This is a genomic window from Mesorhizobium sp. CNPSo 4689, from assembly GCF_057784325.1.
Genome location: NZ_JBWLUZ010000004.1, coordinates 302,617 through 320,730, shown reverse-complemented (window position 1 = coordinate 320,730; position 18,114 = coordinate 302,617). Strand labels below are relative to the sequence as shown.

The 18,114-nt window shown below is 63.1% G+C and carries 14 protein-coding genes; 11 read left to right on the top strand and 3 right to left on the bottom strand.

Features of this window, described 5'->3' with window-relative positions:
- The first annotated feature begins 66 nt into the window (after positions 1–66).
- From AC04SI_RS09130 to AC04SI_RS09120, 3 genes are read left to right on the top strand one after another with little or no spacing between them, the layout of a single operon-like run.
- Positions 67–1,308: an acyl-CoA dehydrogenase family protein gene (locus AC04SI_RS09130; protein ID WP_488474133.1), complete on the top strand. Its 1,242-nt coding sequence runs from the start codon at positions 67–69 to the stop codon at positions 1,306–1,308.
- 53 nt (positions 1,309–1,361) lie between these two features.
- On the top strand, positions 1,362–2,399 hold the full coding sequence (locus AC04SI_RS09125) for a zinc-binding dehydrogenase (protein WP_488474132.1): 1,038 nt from the start codon (positions 1,362–1,364) through the stop codon (positions 2,397–2,399).
- A 57-nt stretch (positions 2,400–2,456) separates the two neighbouring features.
- Positions 2,457–2,921, top strand: a complete 465-nt coding sequence (locus AC04SI_RS09120) for a hypothetical protein (protein WP_488474131.1) — start codon at positions 2,457–2,459, stop codon at positions 2,919–2,921.
- A 29-nt stretch (positions 2,922–2,950) separates the two neighbouring features.
- On the opposite strand, the gene AC04SI_RS09115 is transcribed toward AC04SI_RS09120, so the two are convergent.
- From AC04SI_RS09115 to AC04SI_RS09105, 3 genes are all read right to left on the bottom strand, one after another.
- Positions 2,951–6,082, bottom strand: a complete 3,132-nt coding sequence (locus AC04SI_RS09115; RefSeq protein ID WP_488474130.1) for an efflux RND transporter permease subunit — start codon at positions 6,080–6,082, stop codon at positions 2,951–2,953.
- The gene (locus AC04SI_RS09110) at positions 6,079–7,242 is read right to left on the bottom strand and encodes an efflux RND transporter periplasmic adaptor subunit (protein WP_404276364.1); all 1,164 of its coding nucleotides are present in this window, start codon (positions 7,240–7,242) and stop codon (positions 6,079–6,081) included. The genes AC04SI_RS09115 and AC04SI_RS09110 overlap by 4 nt, the downstream gene beginning before the upstream one ends.
- Before the next feature lie 170 nt (positions 7,243–7,412).
- Complete coding sequence (locus AC04SI_RS09105) at positions 7,413–8,237, bottom strand: MurR/RpiR family transcriptional regulator (protein WP_404276362.1); 825 nt, start codon at positions 8,235–8,237, stop codon at positions 7,413–7,415.
- 147 nt (positions 8,238–8,384) lie between these two features.
- Here AC04SI_RS09105 and AC04SI_RS09100 point away from each other — a divergent pair, with 147 nt between their 5' ends.
- The 8 genes from AC04SI_RS09100 (at position 8,385) to AC04SI_RS09065 (ending at position 18,102) form a co-directional block, all read left to right on the top strand.
- Positions 8,385–9,203 (top strand): N-formylglutamate amidohydrolase, encoded by an 819-nt coding sequence (locus AC04SI_RS09100; protein WP_404276360.1) that lies wholly within the window; start codon positions 8,385–8,387, stop codon positions 9,201–9,203.
- A 22-nt stretch (positions 9,204–9,225) separates the two neighbouring features.
- A complete protein-coding gene (locus tag AC04SI_RS09095) occupies positions 9,226–10,782 on the top strand; it encodes an amino acid permease (RefSeq protein ID WP_404276358.1) in 1,557 nt (518 codons plus the stop codon).
- A gap of 86 nt (positions 10,783–10,868) precedes the next feature.
- Positions 10,869–12,239, top strand: coding sequence for a glutamine synthetase family protein (locus AC04SI_RS09090; protein WP_006206238.1), 1,371 nt, complete (start codon positions 10,869–10,871; stop codon positions 12,237–12,239).
- Positions 12,240–12,417: 178 nt separating this feature from the next.
- Complete coding sequence (locus AC04SI_RS09085; protein ID WP_404276356.1) at positions 12,418–13,806, top strand: aldehyde dehydrogenase family protein; 1,389 nt, start codon at positions 12,418–12,420, stop codon at positions 13,804–13,806.
- Between the two features lie 16 nt (positions 13,807–13,822).
- Positions 13,823–14,995 carry an iron-containing alcohol dehydrogenase gene (locus tag AC04SI_RS09080; RefSeq protein ID WP_488474129.1) on the top strand — a complete coding sequence of 391 codons (1,173 nt, stop codon included), beginning with the start codon at positions 13,823–13,825 and terminating at the stop codon, positions 14,993–14,995.
- Between the two features lie 242 nt (positions 14,996–15,237).
- Entirely contained in the window at positions 15,238–16,344 is a 1,107-nt protein-coding gene (locus tag AC04SI_RS09075; protein ID WP_404276353.1) for an ABC transporter substrate-binding protein, read from the top strand.
- 73 nt (positions 16,345–16,417) lie between these two features.
- Positions 16,418–17,311, top strand: a complete 894-nt coding sequence (locus AC04SI_RS09070) for an ABC transporter permease (protein WP_404276351.1) — start codon at positions 16,418–16,420, stop codon at positions 17,309–17,311.
- A complete protein-coding gene (locus tag AC04SI_RS09065) occupies positions 17,308–18,102 on the top strand; it encodes an ABC transporter permease (RefSeq protein WP_404276478.1) in 795 nt (264 codons plus the stop codon). The genes AC04SI_RS09070 and AC04SI_RS09065 overlap by 4 nt, the downstream gene beginning before the upstream one ends.
- Positions 18,103–18,114 lie beyond the last annotated feature (12 nt).

Below are 18,114 nucleotides of genomic sequence, written 5' to 3'. Positions count from 1 at the left end.
CCCGAAGTACGGTCATCCTTGCCACGGGTAAAGGGGCCTGGATGCGCGTTGGAGGGCCGGAGATCGATGGCGGACATGAATCTGGGCATGACCGAGCGGCTGAAGCCGATCCACGCGCGCGTCGCGGCGATGGTGCGCGACGAGATCATGCCGCTCGGCGAGGAATTTTTGGCCGAGATCGGCAAGGGCGGCGACCGCTGGGTCTACACTGACCGCCAGACCGAAATCCTCGAAGGGCTGAAGAAGACGGCAAAGGAGCGCGGCCTGTGGAATTTCTGGCTGACCGGTTCCGAGCGCGGCTACGGGCTTTCCACGGTCGAATATGCCTATCTGGCCGAAGAGATGGGCAAGGCGCATCTCGGCGCCGAGACCTTCAACTGCTCGGCGCCCGATACCGGCAACATGGAAGTGCTGGAGCGCTACGGCTCGGCCGAGCACAAGCAGCAGTGGCTGGAGCCTCTGCTCGACGGAAGAATTCGCTCGGCCTATCTGATGACCGAGCCGGATGTGGCGTCTTCCGACGCCACCAATATTTCGATGCGCTGCGCGCGGCAGGGCGGCGACTATGTGCTGAACGGCGAGAAGTGGTGGGCATCGGGCGCCGGCGACCCGCGCTGCGCCGTCTACATCGTCATGGTCAGGACCGGCGGCAACGACGAGCCGCAGCACCGCCGGCATTCCATGATCTTGGTGCCGTCGGAGGCGAAAGGCGTGACCAAGGTGCGGCCCATGCAGGTCTATGGCGACGATGATGCGCCGCACGGCCACATGCATCTAAGGTTCGACAACGTGCGCGTACCGGCATCGAATCTGATCCTCGGCGAGGGCAGGGGATTCGAAATCGCGCAGGGGCGGCTCGGGCCGGGCCGCATCCACCACTGCATGCGTGCCATCGGCCAGGCCGAGATGGCGCTGGAGATGCTGTGCCAGCGCTCGGTGCGGCGCGAGGCCTTCGGCCAGCCTCTGGCCAAGCTCGGCGCCAATTTCGACATCATCGCCGAAAGCCGCATGGAGATCGAGATGGCGAGGTTGCTCTGCCTCAAGGCAGCCTGGATGATCGATCAGGGCGATGCCCGCGCCGCCGCGCCTTGGATCAGCCAGATCAAAGTGATCGCGCCGCGTGTGGCACTCAAGGTCACCGATGAGGCGGTGCAGATGTTCGGCGCGCAAGGCATCAGCCAGGACACGCCGCTGGCGCGCTCATGGACGCATCTCAGGACGCTGCGCCTGGCCGACGGGCCGGACGCCGTGCATCGCCGGCAGGTGGCGCGGACCGAATTGAAGAAGTACACGCAGGAAAAGGTCTAAGCAGCGGCTCGGCCAACCACCACTGAAATCCGCCGGCAAGTAAGGAGTTCCCGATGGCCATTCCGTCCGAGATGAAGGCGCTGCTGCTTGTCGGCGACGGCTACACCAGGACGCCTTCCGGCTTCGCGCTGGAAGCGATGGAGCCTTATCTCGAGCCTGGCGAGATCGCCGTGCCGGCGCTCGGACCGACGCAGGTGCTGATCAAGGTCAGCCTCGCCTCGATCAACCCGTCCGACGTCGCCTTCATCAAGGGCCAGTACGGCCAGCCGCGCGCCAAGGGCCAGCCGGCTGGCTTCGAAGGGGTCGGCATCGTCGTCGCTGGCGGTGACGAGCCCTACCCAAAAAGCCTGGTCGGCAAGCGCGTCGCCTTCGCCACCGGCGTCACCAATTGGGGCTCCTGGGCGGACTATGCCGTCGCCGAGGCGGTCGTCTGCATTCCGCTCCTCGACACGGTTCGCGACGAGGATGGTGCGGCGATGATCGTCAACCCGCTCACCGCGCTCGCCATGTTCGATATCGTCAAAGAGGTGGGCGAAAAGGCCTTCATCATGACCGCCGGCGCCTCCCAGCTCTGCAAGCTGATCGCAGGGCTTGCCAAGGAGGAGGGATACAGACCGATCGTCACCGTGCGCCGCGACGAACAGATCCCGCTGTTGAAAGAGATCGGCGCGGCCCATGTCCTCAACGAGAAGGCGGCGGATTTCAAGGCTGCGCTGCGCGAGGTGATCAAGGCCGAGCAGCCGCGCATCTTCCTCGATGCGGTGACCGGGCCACTAGCCTCGACCATCTTCGACGCCATGCCGAAGCGTTCGCGCTGGATCATCTACGGGCGGCTAGATGGCGAGGCGACGGTCATTCGCGAGCCCGGCCAGTTGATCTTCCAGCACAAGCATATCGAAGGCTTCTGGCTGAGCGAATGGATGCGCCAGTTCCGCGACAAGCGCGGCCCGGCGATCCTGGAGGCACAGAAGCGCTTTTCCGACGGGCGCTGGTCGACGGATGTGACGGCGGTGGTGCCATTGGCCGAGGCGATGGCGAAGATTCCGGCGGAGCTGGCCAAGCCGAACGGGAAGGTGTTTATTCGGCCCTAAATCAGAACAGCTCGGGTTAGGTGCATGCGGTTAAAGTGGTTTGTAGGAATCGTCCTGGTGTCGATGACAAGTGCCGTTATCGCCGAGGCTGCAGACGAGTTCCCGCCGGCTTGGCGCAAGTCGATGACCAACGATCCGAGTACAAATTATTTCCTCAAGAAATATTCAACCCCTCTGGATGATCCCGCCGGGACCGCAGTCAGAAGCATAATGCTGGCGCGGGTTATCGGCGCCTCATGTCAGTCGTCCAGGCTCAAGAAAGCCAAGGTCAAAGCCTATCGCGACAGGATAATTGGCCCGCTTACGCCTGAGCAACTCAAGGCAGCCGCATTCGCAGGTGGCAGTGCGCTGCGCAGTTTCGCCTACGAGGATCTCGCTCACCTGTGTGCCGGTATCGACTATATGTTCGGACCTAAAGGAGTGTTGATCGCGGGTGCCGTTTCAACTGGCAAGGGTGAACCGAGCTATCCCTACGATCAGAGGAATCCATATATTCTGCTGCCGGATTTCACAGGCCAGTAACCCCGCACAATCTCAGCAAACAGAGATGACTACTCCGCCGGCTCGACATTGGTGTAGGCGGCTTCTTCCAACTCGCGCTTCAGCCGCGCTTCCTCGTGCGTCTTCGGCGTCACGAAGCGGCCGAGCAGGAGATAGGCGACGGGGGTCAGGAACAGGGTCGAAATGGTGGCGAGGCCAAGCCCGCCGACGATAACCCAGCCGAGCGCGATGCGCGCCTCCGCACCGGCGCCGACGGCCAGCACCAGCGGCACGCCGCCGAGCACGGTGCAGATCATCGTCATCATCACCGGCCGCAGGCGGATGATGGATGCCTGCTCGATTGCCTCGCGCACGCCGAACGCGCGGTCGCGCAGCTGGTTTGCGAACTCGACGATCAGGATGCCGTTCTTGGCCATGACGCCGACCAGCAGCACCAGGCCGATCTGGCTGTAGGCGTTGAGGCTGGTGCCTGAGAGCAGGAGCGCGAAGATGGCGCAGGCAAGGCCAAGCGGCACCGTCGCCATGATGATGATGGCGCTGACGAAGCTTTCGAACTGGGCGGCCAGCACCAGCAGGATGATGACCAGCGCGAAGCCGAAGATGGTGATCATGGCGCTGTTTGTCTCGCCCAGCGTCGCGGCTTCCGCGAGCGGCAGGATGCGGCTGCCCGGCGGCAGCAGCGGCGTTGCGATCTCCTCGGCGCGGCTCAGCGCGTCGCCGAGCGCGAAATTGCCGCCGAGGTTCGAGGTGATAGCCACCGACGGCTGTTGCTGTTCGCGCGTCAGCGACGGTGGCACGGCGCGTTCGGTCAGCGTTGCGATGGTCGACATCGGCACGAAGCGACCGTCGGCCGTCTTGAGGAAGATATTTTCCAGATCAGTCGGGTCGTTGATCGGATTGGTCGTCGAGACCAGCTTCACGCCGTAGCTGCGGTCGGCGATGTAGACGTCGACGACATCATTGCCGTCGAGCATGGCCTGCAAAGTGTTGGCCAGCCCGGTTATGTCGATGCCGAGGTCCGACGCCCGCTCGCGGTCGATGGCGACGGCAAGCTGCGGCTGTGTCGGGTCGACGGAGAGCCGCGGCGACTGGAAGCCCGGATCCTTGCGCATTTCGTCGATGACCTTGACCGCCGCTTCGCCGAGCGCCTTGCGGTCATTGCCGACCAGCGCGAATTGCAGGCCGTTGCCGGCGCCGCGGATGCCCAGGCTGTTGGGCTGCACCGGGAAGACGCGCACGCTCGGCACCTGCCGGGTCAGCTGGCTGATCTCGGCCATGATCTCTCGCTGGCTGCGCGTGCGCTCGTTCCAGGGCGCCAGCGTCATCACCATGAAGCCGTTGTTGTAGGCACCGTTCTGGCCGGCATTCTCGAAGGTGCTGCGGATCTCGCCGGAATCGCGCAGCGGCTGGATCAGTTTCTCGATCTTCTGCATCTGCTGCGTCGTGTAATCGAGGCTGACGCCTTGCGGCGCGCTGATGCGCAACAGCACGACGGCGCGGTCCTCGCTCGGCGTCAGCTCCTGGCGGATGGTGCCGAACAGGCTGAAGGCGGTGCCGGCGAACAAAAGCGCCACCAGGATGACGATCCACGGCGCGTCGAGGCAGGCATGCAGGCAGCGCCGGTAGGTCGTGTTCAGCGCGCCTCCGATGCGGGCGCCGATGCCGTTGCCGCCCTCATGGTGGAGCGCTGCGCTGGACAGCATGCGCGAGGCGAGCATCGGGCAGAGTGTCAGCGCCACCACGCAGGACAAGAGCACCGACATGGCGAGCACGAAGCCGAATTCGCGGAACAAGCCGCCGGTCTGGCCGGGCAGGAAGGAGATCGGCACGAAGACGGCGACCAGCGTCAGCGTGGTGGCGATGACGGCGAAGAACACCTCCTGCGCGCCGAGCACGGCGGCGGCGCGCGGGCCCATGCCTTCATTGCGCCGGCGCACGATGTTTTCGAGCACGACGATGGCGTCGTCGACGACAAGGCCGGTGGCCAGCACCAGAGCGAGCAAGGTCAGGATGTTGACCGAGAAGCCGGCGAGATAGATCGCGGCGATGGTGCCGATCATGGCGACCGGCATCGACAGACCCGGAATGAGCGTCGCGCGCCAGTCGAGCAGGAAGGCATAGATGACGATCAGCACGATCGAGACCGACAGGGCCAGTGCGATCTCGACCTCATGCACGGCGCCGTTGACGAAGACGGCATCGTCGCTGGTGACCTTGATCGCCATGCCCTGAGGCAGGTTCTCCTGCAGCTTGGCGACGGCAGCCCTGACGCCAGTCGAGATGTCCAGCGTGTTCGATTCCGCCTGGCGGATGATGCCGAGGCCGATGCCGGTCTTGCCGTCCGAGCGCAATGTGGTCTGGCCGATGTCGGGGCCGAGCGTGACGGTGGCGACGTCGCGGATGCGCGTCTTGCCGCCGATGATGATGTTCTCGAACTCGTCGGGCGTGGTCACGTCCGCCGTCGTGCGCACGATCAGGTCCTGGTTGGTGGTGGTGATCGAGCCGGCCGGCGAATCGAAGGCGACCGAGGCCAATGCTGTTCTAAGATCGGCGACGGTGAAGCCGTGGCTGGCCAGCTTGTTCTGGTCGACGTCGATGCGGAAGATCTTGTCGCGGTCGCCGGAAACCTGGACATCGGCGACGCCCGGCACCGCGGCAAGCTCGTCCTCGATCTGGTCCTGGACGATCACCGTCATGTCCTGCACCGACATGGTGTCGGAGGTGACGGCCAGCCGCATCACCGGTTCGGAATTGGCGTCGGCCTTGACGATGCGCGGCGGATCGGCGGTGTCCGGCATCTGGTTGGCGACACGGCCGACGGCGTCGCGTACGTCGGAGGCGGCGACATTGAGGTCGACGCCGTCGTTGAACTCGATGGTGACGCGGCTCGAGCCGAAGGAGGAGGTCGACGAGATCGACTTGACGCCGGAGACGCGGGCGACCGCGCCTTCGATCGTATCGGTCAGTTCGCGGTCGACGGTTTCGGCGGCCGCACCCTCGAAGACCGTGCTGACGGTGATGACAGGGCGGTCGACATCCGGCAGTTCGCGGATCTCGACGCCGTAGAAGGCGGCAAGGCCGGCGACAGCGATCAGCGTGTTCAGCACCAGGGCCATGACAGGCCTGCGGATGAACAGCGCAGTGGAGCCGGTTTCGCTGGCGGCGTTGGCGGTGCCGGTCATGAGCCGTCAGCGTCGGCGGCGCGCTGCTCCTCGCCGGCGATGCGGACCTCGCCGCCTTCGCTGACGCTCTGGGTGCCCTCGGTCACCACCATGTCGCCGCTGACGATCGGGGCATCGATCAGCACCGTCTCGGTGTTGCGCTGGATGATGCGTACGGCGACGCGTTTCGTCTTGCCGTCCTGCACTGCCCAGACATAGGCGCCATCAGAGCCCCACTGGATCGCCAGCGGGCTGACGGCCGGATAGGAGTCGCCGGGAAACTTCATGCTGATCTGGAACGACATGCCGGCACGCAACGAATCCGCCGGATTGGCGATCGTTGCCTTGACCAGCAGCGTGCGGCTGTTCTCGTCGATGTGGTTGTCGATGGCCGAAATCGTTCCGGTATAGGCCTGTGCCGGGTTGGCGATCGGCGTCGCCGACAGTTGTGCGCCGACCTTGACGGCGGCGGCGAAGCGCTCCGGCACGAGGAAGTCGACCAGTATCGAGGAGCGGTCGTCCAGCGTGGCGATGGCCGACTCGTTGGTCACATAGTTGCCGGCGGCGATCGGCAGGATGCCGACGGTGCCGGCGATCGGCGCGGCGATCGAGCGGCGCTGCAGGGCGAGTTCGGCATCGCGAAGTACCAGTTTGGCGACCGCCAGCACCACTTCGGCATCGGCGACGGCGACCGGTGTCGCGGCGTTGGAAGCCTGCAGCGATTTCACCCGGTCGAGCTTGTTCTGCGAGTCCTGTAAAACGAGCTTGGCACGATCCTGCGCGATCACCTCGGTCTCGGAATCGAGGGTAGCGATGATTTGCCCCTTTTCGACACGGGTGCCGGATTCGACCAGAAATCCGGTGAGGCGACCGGAACTGTAGGGATTGACCGCCACCGAAGCGTTGGCGCGGCCGGTGCCGATCGCCTGCAGACGGTCGTTGATGGTGGCTGTGCCAGCCGGCAACGCGATGACGGTGGCGCGCTGGCCGGCGCCGTTGCCACCGGTTGCCTGCCTTGTCGTGTCGACCGCACCTGTCGTCACATTGGGCGCCGCGGCATAAGCCCAGTCGATACCCCAGCGCGCCAGCACCTCCGGCGCGCCCGGAAAGAAGCGAACCCAGGCGGCAGCCGCGGCCACCAGGACCACAAGCGCAAAAACGATCTGTTTCCAGGCGGCCATCGGCACTCCGGTTGGCAAACGTCTACCGGTTTCCCCAAGCATAAAACGCAGCAACGCACCCGGTTTGTGCGAAGCGACGAAAATATCATGGCTTTATGGCAATTCTGCCGCTGCCATGCACATTAAATCTGCGTAACGTTTGGCGGGCTCGCGACAGAAATTCTGGACTGTCAACGCAGGCTTTCCAGCTCGCGGATGCGCTTGGCGCCGTCGGTCTCGAGCTGTCTCGTCACCGCGCCGATCAGCGTTTCGGCGACGACGAAAAGCGCCGCCGAGGAATCCCAGGCCGAGGGCACGGCGGTGCGGCCGGCAATGACATGGCGCGCAAAGCGGGCGATCGGCGACAGCCACTGGTCGGTGAACAGCACGATGTGCACGCCGCGCTGATGCGCCGTTTCGGCGAAGCGCACCAGGCTGTCCTGGTAGCGCCGGATGTCGAAGATCACCAGCACGTCGCGCTTGCCCATGTCGATCAGCCGGTCGCGCCAGATGCCTTCCTGGCCGGCGAGGTGGTAGACGTCGGGCTGGACGATGGCGAGGTGGGCGGCCATGTATCGCGCCAGCGGATCGGTGAAGCGGCCGCCGATCAGGAAGGTCTTGCCGCGGCGATGAGCAAGTGTCGCGGCAATGTCGGCAAGCTGCCTTTCGGACAGATGCCTGAATGTCTCGCGCATATTGTCGAGGGTCGCCTCCAGCATCGGCGACACCGCGCCGCCCGATGAGGCCGGGTTGAGCGTCCGCGTTGCCGGCGACTGCAATTGCGCCGCCAGTTCGTCCTGCAGTGCCGACTGGAATTCGGGATAGTTCTGAAAACCCAGCCGCGCGACGAAACGCAGGATCGTCGGCGAGGACACGCCTGCCGCTGTAGAGAACTCGGCGACCGTCTTCAGGCCGATCAGCGGATAGTTGGCGATCAGCGTTTGTGCGGCGCGCCGCTCGCTTGCCGGCATCGCGCCGATGCGGTCCGAGATCAGTTCGGCAATGCTGGAAATCATGTTTTCCCCCGCTCACGGCATGTCGGGCGCCGCGTTCTTGAAATCGCGTTTGACAAAGCCGGTCAAACTGTATGAAATCATCCATAGGGACGCAATGAGACAAAATACGTAACATACGATACAGCGCTCCCCCGGGGACGGCAGACTATGGAGACAGCACGGCCCGCCAGCCTTGCATCGCCTGAAACCGTAAGGGTTACCAACCCCGGCGGATCGAGCCCGTTCGTATTCACCTGCGACCACGCTTCCAATTTCCTGCCCGCCGAATTCGGCACGCTCGGCCTGCCGGCCGAGGACCTTTCGCGCCACATAGCCTGGGATCCCGGCGCGCTGCCGGTCGCCCGGCGCATGGCCGAGGCGCTCGACTCTACGCTGGTCGAGACCGGCATCTCGCGCCTCGTCATCGACTGCAACCGTCCGCTCGACGCACCGGACCTTGTGCCGCCGGTCAGCGAGACCACGATCATCCCCGGCAATGCCGGCCTGTCGGGCAAGCAGCGCGCGGAGCGTGTCGCTTTGTCGTGGCGGCCCTTCCATGACACGATCGCAGAGATCGTCGACAAAAGGCTGGCGCGCGGGCAGGAGACGCGGCTGGTATCGGTGCATTCCTTCACGCCCGTCTACAAGGGCAAGAGCCGGCCTTGGCATATCGGCATCATCCATGACGAGGACCGCCGGCTGGCGGCGCCGCTGATATCAGCGCTGCAGCGGCTGACCGGCGTCACGGTCGGCGTCAACGAACCCTATTCGCCGGCCGACCGCGTCTATTTCACGCTGGAACGCCACGCGCGTTCGCGCGGCCTTGCCTGCGCGATGATCGAAATCCGCAATGATGAAATCTCCGGCGAGACCGGGCAGCGGAAATGGGCGGATCTGCTCACGGGTATTTTTTCGGATCTGGAGCCCGAGGAGGCCAAGGGCTCCCGACAGCGTGCAGTGGGAAAGTCAGTTCAATCGGCCAGCTAAGAACTTAAAAAGGGGACTTCAAATGGCAGCACCGGGTTATACCGAAGTTGATAAGGCGGAGGACGTAAAACACCTCCACAGCATGGGCTACGCCCAGGAACTGGAGCGGCGGCTCAGCCGCTTTTCGAACTTCGCGGTTTCCTTTTCGATCATCTGCATCCTGTCGGGCGGCATCAATTCGCTGGCGCAGGCAACCTCCGGCGCCGGTGGCATCGGCATCGGCATCGGCTGGCTGGTCGGCTGCTTCGTCTCGCTGACCTTCGCGGTCGCCATGTCGCAGATCAGCTCGGCCTATCCGACCGCCGGCGGTCTGTATCACTGGGGTTCGATCCTGGGCAATCGCGGCACCGGCTGGGTGACGGCCTGGCTCAACCTGCTCGGACTGATTACCGTGCTCGGCGCCATCAATGTCGGCACCTGGACGTTCTTCCTGGGCGCCTTCGGTCCGACGCTCGGCATCGAGGGCACGCTGACCAACCAGATGATCTTCCTGGTCATCATCACCGGCGCCCAGGCGCTGATCAACCATCTCGGCATCAAGCTGACGGCCAAGCTCACCGACTTCTCGGGTTACCTGATCTTCTTCGGCTCGATCCTGATCGCGATCGTCTGCCTTGCTGCCGCCGAGACCTGGGATTTCAGCCGCCTGTTCACCTTCCACAACTACTCGGGCGACGCCGGCGCCGGCGTCTGGCCGTCCGTGTCCAATGCCTGGGTGTTCGCGCTCGGCCTGCTGTTGCCGATCTACACGATCACCGGCTACGACGCCTCGGCGCACACGTCGGAGGAAACCATCAAGGCAGCCTCCTCGGTGCCGCGCGCGATGGTCATGTCGGTGATCTGGTCGGCGGTCTTCGGCTACCTGTTCCTGGCAGCCTTCATCCTGATGATCCCGAACATGGACGACGCCGCCAAGCAGGGCTGGAACGTGTTCTTCTGGGCCTTCGACCAGCGCGTCAGCCCCGGCATCAAGGAGTTCGTCTACCTCGTCGTGTTCATCGCTCAGCTGCTTTGCGGCCTGGCAACCGTCACCTCGGCTTCGCGCATGATCTTCGCCTTCTCGCGTGACGGCGGCCTGCCGGGCTCAGCGGCGCTGGCCAAGGTCAGCCCGACCTACCGCACGCCGGTGGCGGCGATCTGGACTGCATCGATCCTGTCGGTGCTTTTCGTCTGGGGTTCGTCGGTGGTTTCGGTCGCCGGCACCTCGGCCTACACCATCGTCGTGTCCTGCACCGTCATCTTCCTGTTCCTGTCCTTCACCGTGCCGATCGTGCTCGGCATGATGGCCTGGGGCACGCCGAAGTGGGACAAGATGGGACCTTGGAACATGGGACGCGGCATCTTCATGCTGTTTGCCGTGCTCTCGATCCTGTCGATGATCCTGATCTTCGTCATCGGCATCCAGCCGCCGAACAACTGGGCGCTCTATATCACCGTCAGCTTCTTCATCCTGACGGCGATCGTGTGGTTTGCCTTCGAGCGCAACCGCTTCCAGGGGCCGCCGCTCGGCGACATCATCGCGGCGCGCCAGGCGGCGATCAAGGCAGCCGAACAGGCGGTCGGCGAGACCGGCCACTAACGTCGTCATCTCAATCATGGCCGGCATCGCGCCGGCCATGGTTTCGTTCACCCCTCTCAATCGACAAGCGCTGGAGTGCCACAAGAATGGCCGGAAATTTCTCGTTCGATCAGTTGAAGAAGGCGGTCTCCAGCGGCGAGATTGACACGGTGCTGGCCTGCATCGTCGATCTGCAGGGCCGGCTCGCGGGGAAACGTTTCCTGGCGCAATATTTCGTCGATTCCGCCCATGACGAGACGCATGGCTGCAACTATCTGCTGGCCGCCGACATCGATATGGAGCCGGTGCCCGGCTACAAGGCGGCAAGCTGGTCGAAGGGCTATGGCGATTTCGTCATGAAGCCGGACCTGGCGACACTACGGCGCATTCCATGGCTGGAAAAGACCGCGCTGGTGATCTGCGACGTGCTTGACCACCACACCCATGACGACCTGCCGCATTCGCCGCGCGCCATCCTGAGGAAGCAAGTCAAGCGGCTGAAGGAACGCGGCTATATCGGCTATTTCGCCTCCGAGCTCGAATTCTATCTGTTCAACGAGACCTATGATTCCGCCCGCAAGAAGCACTGGCAGGGCCTTGACACCGCCTCGCCCTACATCGGCGACTATCAGATCGGCATCACCACCAAGGAAGAAGGCGTCATGCGCCGGCTTCGCAACGAGATGGATGCGGCCGGCATCCCGATCGAGAACTCCAAGGGCGAGTGGGGTCCGGGCCAGGAAGAGATCAATGTGCGCTATGCCGAGGCGCTCGAGATGGCCGACCGCCACGTCATCCTGAAGAACGGCGCCAAGGAAATCGCCGAGTCCGAAGGCAAGGCGATCTCCTTCATGTCCAAGTACAATTACGGGCTCGCCGGCAATTCCAGCCACATCCACAATTCGCTGTGGAGCGCCGACGGCAAGACGCCGCTGTTCTTCGACAAGAAGGCCGACTGGACGCTGTCGACGCTCGGCCAGCAATGGGCGGCGGGCCAGCTTAAATACGCCAAGGAATTCACCTGGTTCCTGGCGCCCTACATCAATTCCTACAAGCGCTTCCAGGCCGGCACCTTCGCGCCGACCAAGATCATGTGGAGCGAAGACAACCGCACCGCCGGCTTCCGCCTCTGCGGCGAGGGCACCAAGGGCATCCGCATGGAATGCCGCATCGGCGGCGCCGACTTGAACCCGTATCTCGCCTTTGCGGCGCTGATCGCGGCCGGCCTTGCCGGCATCGACGAAAAGCTCGAGCTGCAGAAGCCGTTTGTCGGCGACGCTTACCAGGCCTCGCGCCTGCCGGAGATCCCGAAGACACTGCGAGACGCCACCGAGACGCTGGCCAAGTCGAAAATGCTGAAGCAGGCGCTCGGCGAGGACGTGCTCGAACACTATGTCCACACCGCGAAGTGGGAGCAGTTCGAATACGACCGCCGGATCACGGATTGGGAACTGCACAGAGGGTTCGAGCGGTATTAAGGTTGCCGGGAACGCCGGCGCCCCTCACCCTAACCCCGTGAACAATGGGCGGACGGCGTCAGCGCCGGAGCTTCTTCCTTCTCCCCATCACTATACGGGGGAGAAGGTGCCGGCAGGCGGATGAGGGGCACACCAAGCCATATGATTTCGATTGTTAGAACGTGCGAGGACTTAGAAAATGACCGAAACGGTCAAACTCAAATCACCCGTCGATGGTTCGATCTATGCCGAGCGTCCGATCGCCACGGACCAGGCCATCAACGCCGCGGTCGAACGCGCCAAGGCGGCGCAGGAAAAATGGGCTGAGACGCCGATCGTCGAGCGCGGCAAGTACATGCTTGCCATGCTGGAAGCGCTGGTCGCCATGAGCGACGAGATCGTGCCGGAGATCGCTTGGCAGATGGGGCGCCCGGTGCGCTATGGCGGCGAGTTCGGCGGCGTCAAGGACCGCACCAACTACATGGTCGAGATCGCCGAATCGGCGCTGAAGCCGGTCATGGCCTCCAACCCGAAAGATGGTTTCCGCCGCTATGTGAAGAAGGTTCCACTCGGCGTCGTCATGGTGATCGCGCCGTGGAACTATCCCTATCTGACCGCCGTCAACACCATCGTGCCGGCGCTGATGGCGGGCAGCGCGGTCATCCTCAAGCACGCGGCGCAGACGCTGCTGGTCGGCGAGCGTTTCCAACAGGCCTTCGACAAGGCGGGGCTTCCCAAGGGCCTGTTCCAGAACGTCGTGCTGAACCACGCCCAGACCGAGAAGCTGCTCGGCTCCGGCAAGATCGATCATGTCAACTTCACCGGTTCGGTCGGCGGCGGCCGCGCCATCGAGAAGGCGGCGGCCGGCACCTTCATGACGCTCGGCCTCGAACTCGGCGGCAAGGATCCGGCCTATGTGCTGCCGGATGCCAAGATGGACCACGCCGTCGCCAACCTGGTCGACGGTGCCTTCTACAATTCCGGCCAGTGCTGCTGCGGCATCGAACGCGTCTATGTGCATGAGAGGGTCTATGACGAATTCGTCGAAGGCTTCATCGCCGAGACGAAGAACTATGTCGTCGGCAATCCGCTGGAACAGGCGACGACGATGGGGCCGATGGCGCAGGCGCGGTTCGCCGACCTGATCCGCGAGCAGAAGGCCGAGGCGCTGCGCAAGGGTGCTGCAGCGCACATCGACATGAAGGTGGCCGACGACAGAGCCGGCTCGCCCTATCTGGCGCCGGAAGTGCTGACCGGGGTTGACCACCAGATGAGCGTCATGCGCGAGGAAAGCTTTGGCCCGATCGTCGGCATCATGAAGGTGCGCAACGACGAGGAGGCGATCGCGCTCATGAACGACAGCCCCTATGGGCTGACCGCCTCGATCTGGACCGGTGACATCGAGCATGCGGTGGCGATCGGCGACCGCGTCGAGACCGGCACGGTGTTCATGAACCGCTGCGACTATCTCGATCCGGCGCTGGTCTGGACCGGGGTCAAGGACACCGGCAAGGGCGCGGCCCTTTCGGCCATCGGCTACGACAATCTGACCCGGCCGAAATCCTATCATCTGCGTGAAGCCATCTGAATTTCGAAAGACAAAAATGTCCAAGCTCATCTCCAAATGGAACTACCCCACCACCGTTCGCTTCGGCGCCGGGCGCATCAAGGAACTGCCCGATGTACTCGCGGCCACCGGCATCAAGCGGCCGCTCTTCGTCACCGACCCGGGGCTGGCCCAGCTGCCGGTCGTCGCCTCGACCTTGAAGATCCTCGACGATGCCAAGGTGCCCTATGGCGTGTTTTCCGAGGTGAAGCCGAACCCGGTGGATTCGAACCTGATTGCCGGCATCGCCGTCTTCAAAAAGGGCAAGCATGACGGCGTCATCGCCTTCGGCGGCGGCTCGGCACTCGATCTTGGCAAGCTGATCGCTTTCCAGGCCGGCCAGACGCGCCCGGTCTGGGATTTCGAGGATGTCGGCGACTGGTGGACCAGAGCCGATTCCGATGCGATCGCGCCGATCATCGCCGTGCCGACCACCGCCGGCACGGGCTCCGAAGTCGGCCGCGCCGGCGTCATCACCAATGAGGCGACGCACACCAAGAAGGTCATCTTCCATCCGAAACTTTTGCCGGCCATCGTCATTGCCGATCCGGAACTGTCGGTCGGCATGCCGGGCTTCATCACCGCCGGCACCGGCATGGATGCGCTGGCCCACTGCCTCGAGGCCTATTGCGCGCCGGGCTATCACCCGATGGCCGACGGCATCGCAGTGGAAGGCATTCGGCTGGTCTTCGAGAACCTGCCGAAGGCCTATGCCAACGGCAAGGATCTCGTCGCCCGCGCCCATATGATGAGCGCGGCGGCCATGGGCGCCGCCGCCTTCCAGAAGGGGTTAGGGGCCATCCACTCGCTGTCGCATCCGATCGGTGCGCTCTACGACACCCATCACGGCATGACCAACGCCGTGTTCATGCCCTATGTGCTGGCCTTCAATCGCGACGCGATCGATGAGCGCATCGCCAGGCTCGCCGACTATTGCGGCATCAAGGGCGGCTTCGATGGTTTCGCCAGGGCGATCATCAAGCTGCGCAAGGAGCTCAAGGTGCCGCATGCGCTGCCGGGCCTGATCAAGGGGCTCGACATGGACAAGAAGCGCAAGGGGCTGATTGCCGACATGGCGGTGGTCGATCCGACCGCCGGCGGCAACCCGGTCAAGCTGACCAAGAAGGCGGCGCTGACGCTGCTCGAAAACGCCATCGCCGGCGCCGTCTGAGGCGGATTTCGCGTCGGAAGTGATCTGGAAAACGAGGGGAAAGGAAAGGGGAAAGGGCTACAGGCAGGGCAAAAACTAGTTAGCCGGAAAAATAGTCGCGAAGCGATTGCTACAGCCGGTTAAAAAGAGTTTACTTTTTCGTACTGCGGGGTGCCGGTTTCACAAAGCTTTCATCTGGCTGTCACACGAAAACGATACCGCATCGCAGGCGTCCAACGGCGTCAGTTCAACGGAGAGAACACATGTTCAAATTCACGGGGAAAGTGCTTTCCCTTTCGGCCGCGGCGCTTTTCGCGTCGACGGTGATTTCGTCCGCGGATGCGCTGGACGATCTCGTCAAGGCCGCCAAGGCCGAGGGCCAGCTCACGACCATCGCGCTGCCGCACAGCTGGTGCGGCTACGGCGACGTCATCGCCGGCTTCAAGGCGAAGTATCCGGGAATCACCATCAATGAGCTCAATCCCGACGCCGGCTCCGGCGACGAGATCGAAGCGATCAAGGCCAACAAGGACAACAAGGGTCCGCAGGCGCCCGACGTCATCGATGTCGGCCTGTCCTTCGGCCCGTCCGCCAAGGCTGACGGCCTGATCCAGCCCTACAAGGTGTCGACCTGGGACTCGATCCCCGACAGTGCCAAGGACCCTGAAGGCTACTGGTACGGCGATTACTACGGCGTGCTCGCCTTCGGCGTGAACAAGGCCGTCGTCCAGAACGCACCACAGGACTGGGCTGACCTGGAGAAGTCGGAATATGCCAACTCGGTGGCGCTCGCTGGTGATCCGCGCACGTCGAACAACGCCGTCATGTCGGTCTACGCTGCGGGCCTCGCGACTGGCGGCACCGCCGGCCAGGACGCCGCCGCCAAGGGGCTGCAGTTCTTCAAGAAGCTCAACGACGCCGGCAACTTCGTGCCGGTCGACGGTGAAGCGGCGGCTGTCGCCCAGGGCACGACCCCGATCGTGATGAACTGGGACTACAACCTGCTTGCCATGCGCGACAAGATGGCTGGTAATCCGGAAATCGAAATCGTCGTGCCAAAGGGAGCGGTGGTCGCAGGCGTCTACGTACAGGCGATCAGTGCCTATGCGCCGCATCCGAACGCAGCCAAGCTGTGGATGGAGTATCTGTATTCCGACGAAGGCCAGCTCGGCTGGCTGAAGGGCTACTGCCACCCGATCCGCTTCAATGACCTCGCCAAGAAGAACGCGATCCCGAAGGAAATGCTGGACAAGCTACCGGCGGCCGAGAACTACGAAAAGGCGGTCTTCCCTACCTTGGAGGAACAGAACGCTGCCAAGAAGGAAATTAGCACGAACTGGGACGCCATCGTTGGCGCCGTCGTGAAGTAATGCATAGGGCGCCGGCCGGTTCGCTGCCCGGCGCCCTATGCCAAATTTCGGGAATTCCATGGCAGACTCGACAATGCCCCAGACAGCCAGCGTCAGTCCGCGTGCGCCGGAGATCAGCCGCCTTCGGCTGCCACTGTATTGGTTAGGCGTAGCTCCGTTCTTCGTTTTCGCGCTGCTCTTTCTGATCTTGCCGACGGTAGGGCTGATCGCGGGTGCGTTCAAAAATGCAGCCGGCGACTATACGTTCGACAACATCATAGCGTTGTCGCAGCCCAAGCTCGCCGCGGCCTATCTGGTTTCCATTCAGATCAGCTTTGTTTCCGCGGTGCTTGGGGCCTTGATCGGCCTGGCAATGGCAGTGGCAGTCGTTCGCGGAGGCTTGCCGTCGTGGTTACGCTCGGCGACCTTGACCTTCTCTGGCGTCGCCTCGAATTTCGCCGGCGTACCGCTGGCATTCTCGTTCATCGCGACGCTAGGTCGGCTCGGAGTGGCGACGATCCTGTTGCGAGACATTTTCGGCATTAACATCTATTCGCTCGGCTTCAGTATCTTTTCGTTCTGGGGCCTTATCCTCACCTACCTCTATTTCCAGATTCCATTGATGATCGTCATCATCACGCCGGCGGTCGATGGGCTGAAGAAGGAATGGGGCGAAGCCGCCGCCACGCTCGGCGCAACCAATTGGCAATATTGGCGCATGGTGGTCATCCCGGTCTTGTGGCCGAGTTTTCTCGGTACGACGGTCCTCCTCTTTGCCAACGCGTTCGGAGCGGTCGCAACGGCCTATGCACTGACGGGACCGTCACTCAACATCGTGCCAATCCAGCTGTTCGCGCAGATACGCGGCGACGTGCTTTACAATCCCAATCTAGGCTACGCGCTTGCATTCGGCATGATCGTCATCACCGGCCTGGCCAACCTCTTCTATATCTTGTTCCAACGGCGAGCCGAACGGTGGCTGAAATGAAGCAAGGCAGTCGCTTTTGGGCTTGGCTCGTTTTTGGCGTGGGAATCACCTATTTTATCCTGCCGCTTTTGGCGACCTTTGAATTCTCCTTGCGCAAGCGGCGCGGGGAATACTCCTTTGACGCCTACCGCTCAGTCTTCGGAGATCCGAATTTCCAGACGACATTTACCTACTCCGTGGTGGTGGCGGTCTTCACCATTCTTTTGGGCGTGCTTCTCGTTGTCCCGACGGCCTACTGGATTCGGCTACGGCTACCGAACCTGCGGCCGGTTGTAGAGTTCATCACTCTGCTGCCGCTGGTTATTCCCGCTATCGTCATTGTCTTCGGCTATATCAGAATGTTCGGTTCGAATTCGGCGTTGCCTTTTCTGGCGACAGCGCGCGGCACCGATGTTCTGCTGGTCATCGGCTATGCGGTGCTGGCACTGCCTTATATGTACAGGGCGGTCGATACCGGTCTCCGGACCATCGACGTCAGAACGCTCACCGAAGCCGCACAAATCCTCGGCGCCGGCTGGACCACCATTATCGCCCGCATCATCCTGCCGAACGTACTGATCGCCGTCTTGTCCGGCGCGTTCCTGAGTTTTGCCATCGTCATTGGCGAATTCACCATGGCCTCGCTGTTGAATCGCCCGGCCTTCGGCCCCTACCTGCAGAACATCGGCGCCAACAGTGCCTATGAGCCGTCAGCACTGGCGATCATTTCGTTTGCCATTACCTGGGGGTGCATGTCGCTGATCCAGATCCTGTCGCGTTTTGCGCCGAAATCGGCGAACCGTCCGAACTGATCGAAAGAAAAT

Bases quoted from the DNA above. Each gene is read 5' to 3' on its own strand.
- AC04SI_RS09115 (WP_488474130.1), bottom strand. From the start codon at position 6,082: ATGACCGGCACCGCCAACGCCGCCAGCGAAACCGGCTCCACTGCGCTG.
- AC04SI_RS09080 (WP_488474129.1), top strand. From the start codon at position 13,823: ATGTCCAAGCTCATCTCCAAATGGAACTACCCCACCACCGTTCGCTTC.
- AC04SI_RS09075 (WP_404276353.1), top strand. From the start codon at position 15,238: ATGTTCAAATTCACGGGGAAAGTGCTTTCCCTTTCGGCCGCGGCGCTT.
- AC04SI_RS09130 (WP_488474133.1), top strand. From the start codon at position 67: ATGGCGGACATGAATCTGGGCATGACCGAGCGGCTGAAGCCGATCCAC.
- AC04SI_RS09065 (WP_404276478.1), top strand. From the start codon at position 17,308: ATGAAGCAAGGCAGTCGCTTTTGGGCTTGGCTCGTTTTTGGCGTGGGA.
- AC04SI_RS09125 (WP_488474132.1), top strand. From the start codon at position 1,362: ATGGCCATTCCGTCCGAGATGAAGGCGCTGCTGCTTGTCGGCGACGGC.
- AC04SI_RS09100 (WP_404276360.1), top strand. From the start codon at position 8,385: ATGGAGACAGCACGGCCCGCCAGCCTTGCATCGCCTGAAACCGTAAGG.
- AC04SI_RS09070 (WP_404276351.1), top strand. From the start codon at position 16,418: ATGCCCCAGACAGCCAGCGTCAGTCCGCGTGCGCCGGAGATCAGCCGC.
- AC04SI_RS09110 (WP_404276364.1), bottom strand. From the start codon at position 7,242: ATGGCCGCCTGGAAACAGATCGTTTTTGCGCTTGTGGTCCTGGTGGCC.
- AC04SI_RS09085 (WP_404276356.1), top strand. From the start codon at position 12,418: ATGACCGAAACGGTCAAACTCAAATCACCCGTCGATGGTTCGATCTAT.
- AC04SI_RS09095 (WP_404276358.1), top strand. From the start codon at position 9,226: ATGGCAGCACCGGGTTATACCGAAGTTGATAAGGCGGAGGACGTAAAA.
- AC04SI_RS09090 (WP_006206238.1), top strand. From the start codon at position 10,869: ATGGCCGGAAATTTCTCGTTCGATCAGTTGAAGAAGGCGGTCTCCAGC.
- AC04SI_RS09105 (WP_404276362.1), bottom strand. From the start codon at position 8,237: ATGATTTCCAGCATTGCCGAACTGATCTCGGACCGCATCGGCGCGATG.